The 14,675-nt window shown below is 73.9% G+C and carries 14 protein-coding genes; 6 read left to right on the plus strand and 8 right to left on the minus strand.

What is annotated here, in order from left to right; genetic code table 11:
* A complete protein-coding gene (locus ACPA54_RS29075; RefSeq protein WP_423534349.1) occupies nt 1-540 on the plus strand; it encodes a phage tail protein in 540 nt (179 codons plus the stop codon).
* A gap of 1,334 nt (nt 541-1,874) precedes the next feature.
* Nucleotides 1,875-2,426 carry a discoidin domain-containing protein gene (locus ACPA54_RS29080; protein ID WP_423534350.1) on the plus strand — a complete coding sequence of 184 codons (552 nt, stop codon included), beginning with the start codon at nt 1,875-1,877 and terminating at the stop codon, nt 2,424-2,426.
* 52 nt (nt 2,427-2,478) lie between these two features.
* Here the strand turns inward: ACPA54_RS29080 and ACPA54_RS29085 are convergent, their stop codons facing one another.
* Nucleotides 2,479-3,297 carry an AfsR/SARP family transcriptional regulator gene (locus ACPA54_RS29085; RefSeq protein ID WP_423534351.1) on the minus strand — a complete coding sequence of 273 codons (819 nt, stop codon included), beginning with the start codon at nt 3,295-3,297 and terminating at the stop codon, nt 2,479-2,481.
* A 369-nt stretch (nt 3,298-3,666) separates the two neighbouring features.
* Here ACPA54_RS29085 and ACPA54_RS29090 point away from each other — a divergent pair, with 369 nt between their 5' ends.
* A complete protein-coding gene (locus ACPA54_RS29090; RefSeq protein WP_423534352.1) occupies nt 3,667-5,088 on the plus strand; it encodes a DUF2252 domain-containing protein in 1,422 nt (473 codons plus the stop codon).
* 7 nt (nt 5,089-5,095) lie between these two features.
* Here the strand turns inward: ACPA54_RS29090 and ACPA54_RS29095 are convergent, their stop codons facing one another.
* Nucleotides 5,096-6,337, minus strand: coding sequence for a threonine/serine exporter family protein (locus ACPA54_RS29095; RefSeq protein ID WP_423534353.1), 1,242 nt, complete (start codon nt 6,335-6,337; stop codon nt 5,096-5,098).
* Between the two features lie 83 nt (nt 6,338-6,420).
* Nucleotides 6,421-7,644 carry an MFS transporter gene (locus ACPA54_RS29100; RefSeq protein ID WP_423534354.1) on the minus strand — a complete coding sequence of 408 codons (1,224 nt, stop codon included), beginning with the start codon at nt 7,642-7,644 and terminating at the stop codon, nt 6,421-6,423.
* Between the two features lie 816 nt (nt 7,645-8,460).
* On the opposite strand from ACPA54_RS29100, the gene ACPA54_RS29105 reads away from it, so the two are divergent.
* Nucleotides 8,461-8,976, plus strand: a complete 516-nt coding sequence (locus ACPA54_RS29105) for a hypothetical protein (protein WP_423534355.1) — start codon at nt 8,461-8,463, stop codon at nt 8,974-8,976.
* 49 nt (nt 8,977-9,025) lie between these two features.
* Here the strand turns inward: ACPA54_RS29105 and ACPA54_RS29110 are convergent, their stop codons facing one another.
* From ACPA54_RS29110 to ACPA54_RS29125, 4 genes are all read right to left on the minus strand, one after another.
* Complete coding sequence (locus ACPA54_RS29110; RefSeq protein WP_423534356.1) at nt 9,026-9,376, minus strand: hypothetical protein; 351 nt, start codon at nt 9,374-9,376, stop codon at nt 9,026-9,028.
* Between the two features lie 140 nt (nt 9,377-9,516).
* Nucleotides 9,517-10,170, minus strand: coding sequence for a pyridoxamine 5'-phosphate oxidase family protein (locus tag ACPA54_RS29115; protein ID WP_423534357.1), 654 nt, complete (start codon nt 10,168-10,170; stop codon nt 9,517-9,519).
* A gap of 89 nt (nt 10,171-10,259) precedes the next feature.
* Nucleotides 10,260-10,817: a nuclear transport factor 2 family protein gene (locus tag ACPA54_RS29120; RefSeq protein ID WP_423534358.1), complete on the minus strand. Its 558-nt coding sequence runs from the start codon at nt 10,815-10,817 to the stop codon at nt 10,260-10,262.
* A 91-nt stretch (nt 10,818-10,908) separates the two neighbouring features.
* Nucleotides 10,909-11,385 carry a GNAT family N-acetyltransferase gene (locus ACPA54_RS29125; RefSeq protein WP_423534359.1) on the minus strand — a complete coding sequence of 159 codons (477 nt, stop codon included), beginning with the start codon at nt 11,383-11,385 and terminating at the stop codon, nt 10,909-10,911.
* 259 nt (nt 11,386-11,644) lie between these two features.
* On the opposite strand from ACPA54_RS29125, the gene ACPA54_RS29130 reads away from it, so the two are divergent.
* Entirely contained in the window at nt 11,645-12,250 is a 606-nt protein-coding gene (locus ACPA54_RS29130; protein WP_423534360.1) for a hypothetical protein, read from the plus strand.
* A complete protein-coding gene (locus tag ACPA54_RS29135; protein ID WP_423534361.1) occupies nt 12,247-13,491 on the plus strand; it encodes an FAD-dependent monooxygenase in 1,245 nt (414 codons plus the stop codon). Before ACPA54_RS29130 ends, ACPA54_RS29135 begins: the two co-directional genes overlap by 4 nt.
* A 618-nt stretch (nt 13,492-14,109) precedes the next feature.
* On the opposite strand, the gene ACPA54_RS29140 is transcribed toward ACPA54_RS29135, so the two are convergent.
* Complete coding sequence (locus tag ACPA54_RS29140) at nt 14,110-14,625, minus strand: DinB family protein (protein WP_423534362.1); 516 nt, start codon at nt 14,623-14,625, stop codon at nt 14,110-14,112.
* Between the last annotated feature and the right edge of the window lie 50 nt (nt 14,626-14,675).

Consider the following 14,675-nt stretch of genomic DNA (forward strand, 5'->3'; position numbering starts at 1 on the left):
ATGCGCGGGACGGTCGAGGGGCTGCCCACCGCCCACCCGCTGGTGTACCGGCTGCCGGGGGTGTACCTCGGCCACCCGTTCCTGGAGGGTTTCCTGGCGGGTCTCGACGAGGTGCTGGCACCGGTCCTGCTGACCCTCGACAACCTCCCGGCGCACCTGGATCCGCGCACCGCACCGGAGGACTTGCTGGCGTGGGTGGCGCAGTGGGTCGCCGCGGAGGCGGACGCGGACCGGCCGCTCGCCCAACGCCGCGCGGTGGTCGCGGACGCCGTGGCCCGCCACCAACGCCGCGGAACGGCACGGGCGTTGGCCGAGGTGGTGCGGGTGGAGACGGGCGTCGTCCCGGAGCTGACGGAGACGGGCGGCACGAAGTGGTCCACGGACCCGGGCGAGTCGCTGCCCGGCGAGGCGCGGCCGTGGGTGCGGATCGAGCTGCGGGTGCCCGACCCGGGGGCGGTGGACCGGGGGCGGTTGGAGCGGCTGATCACGGCGGAGATTCCGGCGCACGTGGGGTTCACGTTGGAGATCGAGGCGTCATGAGGACGTGTCCGGAGTGCGGGCGGGAGAACGCGGCGGAGGCCCAGTTTTGCGCGGGCTGCGGGGAGTTCCTGGCGTGGGACGAGACACTGCCGGGGTTCGCGCACCTACCGGACACGCCGGTGCCGGGGACGCGGGTGCGGGAGGGGGAAGCGGACGGTTCCGACGAGCGTGCGGCTGCCGGACCGCCGGATTCTGTGCCGGCGCCGGACCCGGCCCGGCGGGACGTGCCGCCGCGCCCGTCGAGCGCGCCGCCCGCCGAGGGACGCGGCGGGACGGAGCAACCACCCCCGCCGGCGGGGTCGGCATTTGCCCGGTTCCCGCCGCCGGATCGCGTGGGCGGGGGAGCCGCGGGGGACAACCGCGGTGGCGATCGGCCTGCGGGGGGCGATGGCCGCGAGGCTGCGTCGTCGCGGCCCGGGGCTGCCGCGCCCGTCCCTTCGACCGGACCCGAGCGGGGTGGCGTGGGGCCGGGCGGAGGTGGCGGAGGCACCGGGGGAGCGGCGTGGGGGCGCGACCCTGAGCCCGGTCCAAGCTCCTCCGCGCCCGAAGTCGCCCCCGGAAGCGAACCGCGCGACACACGCAGCCCTCGGCCTGGTGCCGCCCGTGAACCCGAGCCCTCTCACCCTGCCGCGGGCTCCGCGCCCCCGGCCGGCAACCTGCCCGCTTCCGCCGACACCCGTCCCGGCGTCGGCAATGCCCAGGAGCCCGCGTCCTCCGGCGTCCCCTCTCCACCCTCCAACCCGCCCGACCCCGCCAACTCGCGCCCCGGCGTCGGCGCAGCCGGGAACGCCGCGTCTTCCGGCGCCGGGCGTGGATCGCAGCATCCGACTCCCCCCACGCCTTTCACCCCCGACCCGCCCGACCCCGCCACTCCCCGCCCCGGCGTCAGCATCGACCGGGACCCCGCGTCCTCCACTTCCCGTCCCGGTCGTGCGTCGCGGCCCCCCTCCTCCGCACGTCCGACCTCCGCGCCTCCGCCCGCGGTCCCGCCCCGCCCCATCGCGCCTCCCTCCATCCCCTCCTCCGACGCGACCTCCGCGGGGCTCGCCGGGGCGCAGTTGCGGCGGCCGGGGGAGCGGGAGGCGGAACCGTACGTGGGGCCCGCCGGCAGTGAGCCGGGACGGACCGTGGACGCGGTCGTTCCCGGCGGCAGCCGGTGCCGGTCCTGCGGGGTCGACAACGCACGCGAGCGCACGTTGTGCGTGCGGTGCGGACAGCCCTTGGCCGCCCCGACACCTCGGCAAGCCGCCACTCCGCCACCGCCGGCGCCTTGGTGGAAGCGGCTCTTCGGCAAGGCTCCCGCGGAGCCACGCCTGGCCGGCGAGCGGCCTCGGGTGCGGGTGCGGCGCCGCCGCCGGGTCGTCGTGCCGCTGCTCGTGGCCGCGCTGCTCGCCGCGCTGTGGTTCGGGCGGCCGCTCTACGGCGGCGCGTTCGACTTCGTCCGCGACCACACCACCGATCCCGAAGCCGCGCCCCCGACCGGCAAGAGCGCGTCGAGCGAAGCGCCGGGGATGCCCGCGGCGGCCGCGTTCGACGGGGTGAGCAACCGCGCGTGGGCGCCGGGCGAGCCCGGACCGGGAGCCGAACTCGTCGCGACGTTCGACCACCCGGTCCGGCTGCTCAAGGTCATCGTGTCGCCGGGGACGTCCGGCAAGCCCGAGGACTTCCTGGCCCACGGCCGCCCCGAGCGGCTCACGTTCCGGGTCGTGGGCGCCGACGGCAAGGAGAGTGACGTCGCCATCCGCCTGCGCGACCAACCCGGACCGCAGACCTTCGATCTCCGCCACACCGACGTCCGCGAAGTACGCATCCGCATCGACAGCGTCTACGCCCCGGCCGACCAGCCCCCCGCCATCGCCGAAGTCGAGTTCTTCCGCGGCCGCTGACCCCACCCGGACACCGCGCGACCCACCCGGCCCCCGCCCGGCCGGGACCCCCTCAAGCCGATTGCCTCCCCCTCCCCGGCTCCACCCCCAGCGCCGCCAGCATCTCCCCGTATCTCCGCCGGTCCCGTACCGCGGCCGCCCGCTGTCCGGAGCGCTCCCGTGCCCGGATCAGGGTTTCCCACGCCGAGTCGCGGAACGGGTCGATTTCCAGACAGCGTTCGGCCGTCTCCACGGCATCGCCCAGGCGGCCCTGGCGGAGGCGGAGTTCGGCGAGCGTGCCGGTGGCCCACGCGGCCTGTTGGCCGAGGCGTTCGCGTTCCGGGACGACCCAGTCCGCGGCGCCCTCCTCCGGCAGCAGCGGGCCGGTGTACGCGTCGCGGGCTCCGCACAGCGCGTCGGTGGCTTCCTGCCACCGGCCCAGCCGGCGGGCGGTGCGGGCCTCGCGGACGTCGCGTTCGAAGTCGGCGACGTCGCACGTGCCGCCGCGCGGCAGCCGCAGGCGGTACGACAGGCCCTGGCGCACCACCACCCGCGCCTCGCCGCCCACCCGTTCCGGTTCCAGGAGGCCCCGCAGGCTCGACACCGTCACCTGCAGGTTGTGGATCGCGGCCGACCCCGCGAGCCCCGGCCAGAACGTCTCGACCAGCCGGTCCCGGTGCAGCCAGTGCCCCGCGCGCATCGACAGCAGCCGCAGCACCGCGCGGGCTTTGGGGCGGACCGAGTCCCAGTCCGGCTCCCGGCCGTCGACGGTCAGCACGAACCCGCCGAAGCAGCGGATGTGGACGGTGGGGGACGGGCCCGGCGGGGATTTCACCTCCTCTTCGGGGGCACGCGCGACGCGCGTGGATTCCAGGGGGTCGTTTCCGGACATGCGTGTTCCTCCCCGTGTGCCTGCGCTCCCGGCCCCGCGCCGTCGCACCTGGGGGGGCAGGCTCGCGTGCGCCGCTACGACGGCACCGGGACGCGGCGGCAGGAGCACCTGTACGCAGCGTCGTGTTGCCCGGAGTTCACCCTCCGCAACCACGAAGCGCCGAATACGAACCGGGGGTATCCGTGGCGCGTGAATCGCCAGGCCGCACCGCCACCCGGCCGCCACCCCACCGCCATCCCAGGCGCACCAGAAGAACCCGGCGTAACGTCATAAAAAGTCATCAAACCTTTCCGGGTCTCCCGGTGAGGCGCTGACGCGCACCCGCCGCAGGACCCACGCGAACACCGCCGCACCCCAGGAGGCCCCGCCATGGCCCGGAAGCCCCTCAAGTCTCCGAAGACCGGGCCCTGGCTGTCCCCGCGCAAGCGGGCCGAGCGGGGGAGAGCGGCGCGCAAAGCCGCACCGCGGGCGAGCCACGCCGTGTTCGAGCCGGGACCGGACCGGTTCGACCCCGTGGACGTCATCGAGAAGCAGTCCGACAGCCGGGTGCCGGAGCTGGTGCCGATCCGGTACGGCCGGATGTCCGAGTCGCCGTTCCGCTTCTACCGCGGCGCCGCCGCGATCATGGCGCGCGACCTGGCCGGCACCCCGGTCTCCGGGCTCCGCACCCAGCTCTGCGGCGATGCGCACCTGCTCAACTTCCGTCTGCTGGCGTCGCCCGAGCGGCACCTTCTCTTCGACATCAACGACTTCGACGAGACCCTGCCCGGCCCGTGGGAGTGGGACGTCAAACGGCTCGCCGCCAGCATGGTCATCGCGTCGCGGGAGAACGGCTTCACGGACAAGGAGCGCGCCCGGATCGTCCAGGCGACCGTCCGCTCCTACCGCGAGCGCATGCGCACGTTCGCCGGAATGCGGAACCTCGACATCTGGTACGCCAAGGCCGACGCCGAGCAGGTCCAGGCCGTCGCCGACGGCCGGCTCCACAAGCGCGGCCGCAAGCAGCTCGCCGAGTCGCTCGCCAAGGCCCGCAAGCGCGACAGCCTCCAGGCGTTCGAGAAGCTCACCGAAGTGGTGGACGGCGAACGCCGCATCACCTCGTCCCCGCCGGTGGTCGAGCGGATCGAGGACCTCCTGCCGGGCCTCGAAGGCACCGCGCTCCAGAAGATGCTCACCGAGCTGATCACGCGCTACTCGCACAGCCTCCAGACCGACCGCCGCCACCTGCTCGAACAGTTCCGGCTCGTCGACATGGCCCGTAAGGTGGTCGGCGTCGGCAGCGTCGGCACCCGCTGCTGGATCATCCTGCTGCTCGGCCGGGACGGCGAGGACCCGCTGTTCCTCCAGGCCAAGGAAGCCGACGAGTCCGTGCTGGCCGAGCACGCCGGCGCGTCCGGATTCGCCACCCAGGGCGAACGCGTGGTCGCCGGCCAGCGGCTCATGCAGGCCGCCAGCGACATCTTCCTCGGCTGGGAACGCGTGAACGCCCCCGACGGGGTGCAACGCGACTTCTACGTACGCCAGTTGCGCGACTGGAAGGGCATCGCCGAACCGTCCCTCATGGTGCCGCGCGGTCTGCGGCTCTTCGGCGAACTCTGCGGTGCCACGCTTGCCCGTGCGCACGCCCGTTCGGGTGACCCCATCGCCATCGGCGCGTACCTCGGCCGCAGCGACGTGTTCGACCGGGCGCTTGCGGACTTCGCGGAAGCGTACGCGGACCGCAACGAGCGCGACCACCAGGCTTTGCTGGACGCGGTGAAGGAGGGGCGGGTGTCCGCCCGGTCCGCCTGACGGGCGCTCAGGCCTTCGCCCGCGGCTGCGTCAGCGCCGCGCCCACGACCAGGCCGACCGCGATCGCGGTCACGATGGTCACCAGTTCGAGCAGGTCCTGGAAGCCCTTGATCGGGAAGCCGCCCGCCAGCGTGGTCAGTCCGCGCATGCCGAGCGAGCCGACCGTGAGGGTGAAGAAGCCGGGCAGGACGAGGATCAGCCGCGGCGGCCGCCGCGGACCCCGGGAGTACAGGGACGCCGCGGCGGCCAGCGCCACCGCCGCGACGAACGTCCCGCCGGTCTCGCCGATCAGCTTGGTGAACCCGGACTGCACGCTCACCGTCAGGTAGACCAGCACGAGCAGCGGGCCCAGGAACCGCCACGGGATGGCGAACGCGAAGATCGTGCCGACGGTGAACACGATCCACCCGAGGAACAGCGCCCAGCGGGGCAGGTCCGCCGTCGCCGCGACGTCGAACAGCGCGTGTGTGGACGTGCCGGTGGCGTACACGCCGAGCAGCACGCCGACGTACAGCTGGAGCAGCAGGAAGACCGCGTAGACCAGCCGCACCGCGCCCGTGGTGATCAGGCCCGCCGCGAGTTCCGCCGAGGCCGCGCTGAGGTAGTCGCCCGGCACGAAGTAGAAGAGCGCGGGCAGCATCAGCAGCACCGGGCCGCCGCGGGACGGGTCGTCGGCGAAGACCTCGATGGTGACGACCGAGACGGCCGTCGCCACCACCAGCGGGAGGATCTTGGCGAGCCGGGGAACGCGGTCGGCGGCGACCGCGAAGGCGGCGGCGATCGCGGCGAGGACCGCGGTGGCGCCGATCTCGTACCACGTGGGCTGCATCAGCGGGGCGAAGCCGAGCGCGAACAGCACGATGCCGAGGAACTTCAGCCACCACGGGTACGGCCCCGGCATCGCCTCGATCCGGGCCAGCCGCCGCTCCGCCTCGGCGAGCGGCAGCCGTCCCGCGGCCACCTCCTCGGTCAGCGGCTTCAGAGCGGCGACCTGGTCGAGCCGGAACACCTCCGGGAACCCGCGCACGGTGACCGTACGGGCTGCCTCGCCGGGCGCGGCCACCGTGAGCGCGGCGGCTTCCGGCACCAGCAGCAGCGACGCGTCCGCGCCGTAGGCCCGCGCGATCGACGTCACCGTCGGCTCGATCAGGTGCGCGCCCTCGCCCGACGAACGCAGCAGCAGCCCGGTGAGCCGGGTCAGGAACGCCGTCAGCTCGTCGGCATCGGTGGCCTCCCCACACGGCGTCACAGCCACCTCCCACGTCCGGCACTCATTCGGCAGATGGCGACATATACCAACAATCCGCCGCGGTCATGCCCGGCGGTGCGGGCTCAGCGCTCGCCGCTGTCGACCCGGTCGGGCCGCTCGGCCGCGGGCGCCGCCACCGGATGCCGGACCAGGTAGAGGCCCGCGACCGCCACCAGCAGCACCATGCACGCGATGAACACCAGCCCGGCGCTCTCCAGTCCGATCGGCGACACCAGCAGGCCGACGCCGATGACCGGGACCGAGATCCCCAGATAGGCCACCACGAACAGGGCGGAGATCACCGCCGCCCGGTGCTCCGGGTCCGCGGCGCCGGCCACCGCGGACAGCGCGCCGCGGAAGGACATGCCTTGGCCTGTCCCGCCGATCAGCGCACTCAGCACCATCAGCGCCAGCAGGTCCCAGTGCAGCGCTCCGGCCAACAAGGCCAGGCCGACGAGCAGCACGGCGCAGCCCGCCGGCAGCGACCGGGCGAGGCCGATCGAGCCGGCCGCCCACTGCCCGGCGGTCGACGCGAAGAACGCCAGGGCGACGAGCAGGCCGACGAGCGCCAGGTTGTGCACGTCCAGCGACTCGCTCAGGAACGCCGGAGAGACCGACGTGAACACGCCGAGCAGCGCGAACCCGGCGAAGGACGCCAGGGCCGCGGGCCCGAAAACCGCCCGCACCGACGGCGGCAGACTCGGCTGCCGGGGCCGCACGGTCCGCAGCGGACGCCGGTCCCGCACGGTCTCCGGCAGCCCGAGCAGGACGAGCGCCGAACCGGCCAGCAGGGCGACGTGGACGGCGAACGGGAGGTACAGCGGCCAATCGGCGTACTGCGCGAGCACCCCGGCCAGCAGCGGCCCGCATCCCAGCCCGCCCATCGTGGCGGCGGTCGCCACCAGCGTCGCGGCGGAGCTGCCGCGCGGCGCCAACTCGATCACGTAGGCGGACGCGGCCCCGGTGAACAGCCCGGCGGAGAGGCCCGACAGCAGCCGCCCCGCGTACAGCCAGCCCAGCGCATTCGCGCCGAGGAAGCACCCGGCACTCGCCGCGGCAAAGCCGAGGCCCCACAGCAGCACGGGCCGCCGGCCCACGGCATCCGAGGCATTGCCCGCGAGCAGCAGCATGGCGATGACCCCGGCGGCGTACACCGCGAACACCACGGTGACGGTCAGCTCGGAGAACCCGAACTTCTCCCGGTAGAGGCCGTACAACGGCGTCGGCAACGTCGTCCCGATCATGCACACCGCAAACACCGTCCCGCCGAGCAGGCAGGGCAGCCAGCCTCGAAGCACACCGCGCATGGGGCCGACGCTAACCGCGCGAACGATCACGGCCGGGAGCGGCGCGCCGCCGGAGGGACCGCCGCGTCGGATCGGGCGCCCGATCGGCCCGCCCCGGGGCGACGGCCACTCGGCGGCATCGAGGAAGCCGTCGCCGACGGACCGGGCAAGGCGGCGGTGGTGGCGTAGGCGGGGTCTGCCAGGGCGCGGTGTTCGTCCGTCGGCTCGTGGCGGTACAAGAGGGTGAGGCGCCGGATCGGCGTGGCTTGCTCGTCGGGTGCGAGACCGCCGGCGGCGAGGCGGGCGTCGGCTTCGGTGGCGTCGGGGGTAGCAGGGTTCCGCGGCGGCAGGTGGAGCGCGGGGCGGCGATCTGGGCGGGGCCGGGTTCGCGGGCAGCGCGGCCGACCGGGGAGACGGGGGTCAGGCGGTGGACGCGGTCGGGGAAGCGGGCGGCGTACTCGTGTGCGGCGAGAGCGCCGGCGGCGTGGCCGAGCAGGTCGACCCGGTCTCTCCCAGGTGGCGGCCCAAGGCTCCGGGGTCGTCGGCCCGCGCGGCGAAGGCGAACGTCGTTCTGTGGGCGGGTGCGTCCGACTCCCTCTCCGCGCAGGGCGGACTGTCCGCGACCAGGCGGCAGGTGCGGTCGAGGCGTCAGCCGCGCGATCGCCGCCGACGCCGGCGGTTTCGTCCGGAAGGTCGGTCCCGCAGCGCCCGCGGCCGTGTCGGGGTGGAGCCAGGTGGGGTCAGGGTTGGGTCAAGGGTGCGTTGTGGTGGGGGAATCGCGCGTACTCTCGGCGGCGGGTAGGGGATGCGCGAGTGGGGGTGTCGTGGATGCGGCGAGTGCGTAGCGCAACGGCCTTGGTGGCCTTGGGGATTGCTTTCGTGGTCGGGTGCTCGGATTCCGGGTCGGGCGGCAACGCGTCGGCGACGAAGAGCGGGGTGCCGTCGGCGTCGGCCGCCGCCGGGGCGAGCGGCGGGACAGCCGGGGCATCGGCTGCGCCGGGCGGGGGCGGCGGGTCGGTGCCGGGCGTCGCGGGCGAGCCCACGGCGAAGGTGTCCGAGACGTCGAAGTCCGAGGGCGTAGCCGGGGGTTCGTCCGCGTTCTGCAAGGACGTCCTGCCGCCGCTGGCCGACAATCAGACCAAGTCCGGTCCGCCGACCGCCAAGGACGTCGAGATCTGGGACCACCTGGACGGCGAAGCGCCCGCCGGGGTCAAGTCCGACGTCGACAAGGTCGATCAAGGCCTGCACGAGAGCCAGGCCGGAACCGCCATGAGCGACATCACCGGCTTCGGCATCGCGATGCAGGACATCCTGCAGTGGGTCGGGGCGAACTGCGGGCTCTCGCGGCAGTGACGGGCCGCGGTCCCGGCGCCCCGAGACGCCGGGCCCGCGCTGCCGCCCGTCAGCTGAAGACGACCGAGCGCAGCTTGAGGCGGTCGGTCGCCTTCCCGCCCGGGCGGAGGCTGTAGTAGTCGCCCTCGCAGTCGGGGTCGGTGAACATCGTGACCGTGCTGTCGGTCATGTTCCGCGGGGCGAAAGCGGGTTCGGTGCTGCCCGGGTCGGCGACCTCGGGCAGCGTGATGCACACGCCGCTGTCGGGGTTCTCCAGGCTGCCGGTGATGCGGTCTCCGGATTCGCCGGCATACGTGTACTGGAACTCGCCGGTGGCGGCGCTCGCCGCGTGCGGCAGGGTGACGACGAGGGCGATCGAGGCGGCGGCGGCCGCGATCGACCGGCGCAGATACTTGGGCATGGGGGCCTTTCGGCGTGCGGGGACCGTCCGGCGATTGCCGGCGCACACACCGTAGAGGGCGCGCGGAGTGCGAGAACGTTCCCGCCAACCGTTTCGCTGGCGATGTCCACCATTCGCCGGAACGCGGCCCGGGCGTCGGCTCACCCGGTCGGCTGACCGCCGCCCCGCCGGAGTTCCGTGACCTCGGCCATCAACTCGGCGTTCCGTGCCTCCAGTTCCGTCACCCGGTCGTGCAGCTTGCGGATGGTGTACTCCACGGCGTCGCGCGGGAAGAGCTGCGGGATGTGCTGGCGGCAGTTCCAGTCGTAGGCCTCGACGTCGACGAGCACGGCGCGTTCGACCTTGGCCGGGTAGCCGGGCATGGCGAGCCGGGACATCAGGTCGGGGTCGTCCGTCGCCTCCACGACCCTGGCGCGGCCGAACACCTTCATGCGGGCGGCGTTGGCGTAGTCCATGAGGAACAGCGCCACGCGGTCGTCGTGGTCGAGGTTGCCGCGGCTGATGTACTGCCGGTTGCCGCGGAAGTCGGCGAACGCCAGCGTGTGCGGGTCCAGGACCTTGAGGAAGCCCGCGGGTCCGCCGCGGTGCTGGATGTACGGCCAACCCGTCTCGCTCACGGTGGCCAGGTAGAAGCTGTCGCGCTCGCCGACGAAGTGCGCCTCGTCCGGCCCGATCGGGTCCGGGACCGGGGCCGCCGCCTCGGCCATGCGCGCGTACGGGCCGCGGCTGCCGTGCCGTTCCTGGTGGCGCTGCACGTCGGGGGTGAAGGCGATCTGGGCGTAGCGGCCGGTCATGACGGGTCCCCTCCCTAATGGCTGTGAGTTGCTATAACCATTAGGGAGGGGGTGCTATTCCCGGCTCGGCCCGACAAATATCCGAAGGACTAGCCCGCCGTCAGATACACCGCGGAAGGCGCGGGCGGGATCTCGTCCGCCGCGAGCTTGCGCAGCCCCGCGAGGCCGTCGCCGGTGGGGTAGGTGTCCTCGGCGCTGACCAGGCCGTCGGCGTCGAACGCCCAGAAGATGGCCATGCGCGACTCGTACAGGTAGTGCGCGTCCGGGTCGTCGACCTCGCGGCCCATCGCGGCGACGATGCGGCCGGGGTAGGCCATGCGCATATGGCCTTGGATGAACGCGGTGTCGCTGTCGAGGGTGATGGTCTCCACGTCGAGCGCCTGGCGGTAGCAGTCGCCGTCGGCGAGGCGCTGGTAGAAGGCGCGGATCTCGGCCGGGTTCTTCGGGGCGCGGTCGACCGGGCTCGCACCGAGGTTGCGGTACGAGGCGTGCGGGGAGACAGTCGCCATGATGGCGTCGACGTCCGCCGCGGCCTCGGCGCGCATGTGGGCGATCATCGTGGTGAGGATGCCGCGGCGCCGCGGGTCGGTTTCGGCGGCCAGGCGGGTTTCCGCAAGGCGCCAGGTGATGGTCGGGTCGATGAGCATGGGGTCCGGCCTCCGCGACGAACTGATCTGATGGTTCGTCAGGCATGCTGGCGCGGACGGATGCAGGGTTCAAGATCCGATCCGGCTGCGGTCAAACGGAGAGCGTCAGCACGACTTCGTCGATCTCCGCGCCGCGGGCCTCGGCGAAGCCGCGATCGTGGCCGGTCACCACGAAACCGCACGCGGCCAGGACGCGGAGGGAGCCGGTGTTGTCGGCCGCGGCGCGGGCGTACACCGGGCGTTCCGGGACGTCGGCGAGCAGCGCGCGCAGCGCGGCGGTGGCGGCGCCGCGGCCCCAGAACTCGCGGCCGATCCAGTAGGTGACTTCGCGCTCGTCGGGCGGCCCGTACACCGAGATGTGACCGACGATCTCGCCGTGTTCGCCGACGATCGTGCGCATCACGACCTGCGGATTGCGGCGGTTCCGGTCCCAGTGCGCGTCGAACCACGCGCGGTCCGACGGGTCGGCGGCGGTGAAGGCGGCCATGTGGACGCCCTCGGGGTCTTTCATCTGGGTGAAGAAGACCGCCAGGTCGTCGTCGTGTACGTCGCGCAGGGTGATGTCCATGGACGTGGTCCTCCGAAGGGGGGAGCGGGGACGAACCGTTCCGCGGCAGGGCGAACGCTGCCGCGCCGAGCGATAGCGGCGGGGTCCGACATCGGCCCGGCGGCTATGTGGGTGACCCCGGATGCGGAGAAACGTTCTGTCCCGCAAAACCTGACGAACCGGCTGTTAGGTTCGCCGCGTGCGGGCGGCCCCGGCGTTGTGGTGCCGGTGGTCCGTCCGCGACTCATGTGCCCTGCTCGTCCGCGTCCCCCGAGGTGCCATGCCTGCCGTCCTCCCGTGCGCTGTCGTCTTCCCCGATCTGCTCCCCGGCGCCACCGCCGCCGGGGAACCGGCGGAGGTGCCGGCCCGGATCGGCCGGTTCGCCTCCGCGGCAACCCGGCTGCTGCTCGGCGGCGACGGGCTGACGACGAGCCTGCTGGAGGCGTGGGTCGGCGGCCCGGTCGCGGTCCGCCAAGCCGACCACCGGAACGTCCGGTCGGCGGAAGCACCACCGGGAGCAGACGAGTTACTCGATGCGGACGCCGACGAGACGCTGGTGGTGCGCCGCTCGGTACTGGCGTCGCCGATCGGGGAGGAACTGTCCCGGAACCTCGTGGTGGCCCGGTCCGGCCTCTCCGCGGACGTCGAACGCTGCCTCGGCGACCCGTCCGCTCCGCTCGGCGCGGCATTGCGCGACATCGGCATCGGCATCCGCCGGGCGCTCGTCGCCGTCGGCCGCCAACGGTGGGACGAGCAGGCCGCGGCGTACAAGACGTATGTGATGTGGCACGGCACGCTGCCGTTCGCCGTCATCGCCGAGCTGTACAACCCGGCGGTGGTCCCCGCGGACCTGCGCCCGGCACCGGCCGTCGGGGGCGCCCGGTGACCGGCTTCCCGGTGGTCGTCGTCGGCGCCGGGCCCGCCGGGCTGGTGCTGGCCAACGTGCTGCACCGGGCGGGTGTGCCGGTCGAGGTGCTGGAACGGCGCAGCCGGGCCGAGGTGGAGACGCAGGCCCGCGCGGGGCTCGTCGAGCACCGGGTGGTGGAGTACCTGCGCGAGCACGGACTGGCGGACGGGCTGCTGGCCGCGGCCGGGCGGCACGACTGGTGCGAATTCCGGGTCCTCGGCGAACGCTTCCGGGTGCCGTACGGGGAACTGTCCGGCGGCGCGAGCCACCGGGTGTACCCGCAGCAGTTCCTGGTGCGCGACCTGATCGCCTCGCTCGAAGCGGCCGGCGGCGCGGTGCGGTTCGGGACGCCGGCGCTCGCCGTGGAGACCGCGGGCGGACGGCCGCGCGTGCACGGTGCGGACGGGGTACGGGAGGCCGGATACGTCGTCGGCTGCGACGGGCCGGACAGCACGGTCGCCCGCGCCTTCCCCGCCGGTTCGGTTGTCGAACGCCGGTACCCCTACGACTGGTTGACCGTCCTCGCCGAGGTCGACCGCCCCGTGGACGGCGTCCGCTACGCCCTCCACGAGGCCGGGTTCGCCGGGATGATGCCGCGCACGCCCCGCTTGGCGCGCTGCTACCTCCAGGTGCCCGCCGACGCGGACTCGGCCGCGTGGCCCGAGACCCGCATCACCGAGCAACTCTTGGTGCGGCTCGGTGGGGTTGCCGAGGACCCGCGGCTGGGCGCGGTCGTCGAGTCCTCGATGCTGCGGCTGCGCGGACGCGTGCGGGAACGCCTGTGCGCCGACCGGCTGTTCCTGGCCGGCGATGCCGCGCGCGTACTGACGCCGTCCGGCGCCAAGGGCATGAACTCGGCGGTGGCCGACGTCGCCGACCTCGCCGACTGCCTCGTACGCCGCTACCGCGACGGCGACCCGGACGGCCTCGCGGGGTACGAGCACCGGCGGCGCGAAGCGTCCTGGGCGGCCCAGGAGTTCTCCGACCGGCTGCTCGACCTGCTGCACCTTCCGCCGGACGCCGCCACCGCGTTCACCCTGCGGCTGCGCCGTCAGCGGATCGCCCGCCTGGCGGCCCCGGGCCCGGAGGCGGAGGCCTTCGCCCGGGTGTACGCCGGGGCGGGCCGCCTGGACGGCGGCCCGCCGGCGCGGGTCCCCGGCCAGGGAGACGCGGCCGGATCCGCACGGGAGACCGTCGCGGGAGAGCAAGCATGCCCCTGACGGCCCACCCGGCCGACCGTCGGCGAGGCACCGACATCCGGATTCTGTAGGGGCTTTCGCATGGCAGGCAGAGCTCGTTGAGCATCGCGTGGCTGTTGCCGCCGTGCCGCCGTGCCGCAGTGCCGCAGTGCCGCCGTGCCGGCGGTCAGCGCGGCGTGCCTGCACGGCATGGGCGTCGCGCCGGTGCTGCCGCGGCTGGGGGCAGCACCGGCATCCGCGCACACTCGCCGCCGAGGTGCGCGGCAAGGACGGAACTCGTTCCCAAACGCCGGGTGTTGGAGGGCCCGCATGCTTATCCGGAGAAGAACTGGGGCCCTTCGTCCCCGTGCCACCGGTGGCGGGGGCAAGCACACGGCTTCGACCGGCCGGACGTCTCCGTGGCCTTCGCGCGCGGCGAACCGGCTGCCGGGTCGGCGGCGCATCGGCCCACCCATGTGGTCGCCCGGCACGGCGGCGAGCTGCCGCCCCCGGTAGTGCGGCCCGGAGTCGGAGCGCCGGCGGGGCCGGACCGTGGGCCTCGACCACGGCCGGGCCGGGGACGGCCGGATGCCTCGCGCCGCGGCTTTCTCCCACCCCGCCGCACGCGGTGCCGAGCCTGCTGGACACCCCGCACGGCGGTCAGGCGCCTTCCGGCGGCGCCGGATCCGCCAAGACCTGCTCGCGGAGGATGTCCGCATGGCCGCAGTGCTGGGTGAACTCGCGGAGGACGTGCAGGTAGACCCAGCGCAGCGGGAGCGGGCCGCGGCGGTTGCCGGGGAGGACGTCGTCCAGCGACAGGTCCGCGGTGGCCTTGCGGGACGCCGCGCAGGCTTCCTCGTGGGCCGACCGGATCGAGGCGATCGTGTCCCCGTCGTCGAGGTCGAACGAGTCCTCGGCGGACTCCGGGATCCCGATCTCGGCCCGCGACCGCCCGGTGACCGCCTCGTCGAACCACACCTTCTCGACGAACGTCGCGTGCTTGACCAGCCCGAGCAGCGTGGTCTTGGAGGGCACCAGCCGGCGCCGGGCCTGCTCCTCCGTCAACCCGTCCAATGTCGCGCGCAGGGCCGCCCGGTACTCGCCGAGGAACGCCTCGAACTGCGTGCGGATGTCCGCATGAAAGACCGGGGGCTCCAGCGATGGCGTGGTGGTCATGAGCGCCACCCTAACCGCCGCGGTGGCGGCACCGGACGGCCGCCGGGCCG

The organism is Uniformispora flossi (genome assembly GCF_049534875.1).
GTDB classification, from domain to species: Bacteria; Actinomycetota; Actinomycetes; order Streptomycetales; family Streptomycetaceae; genus Yinghuangia; species Yinghuangia aomiensis.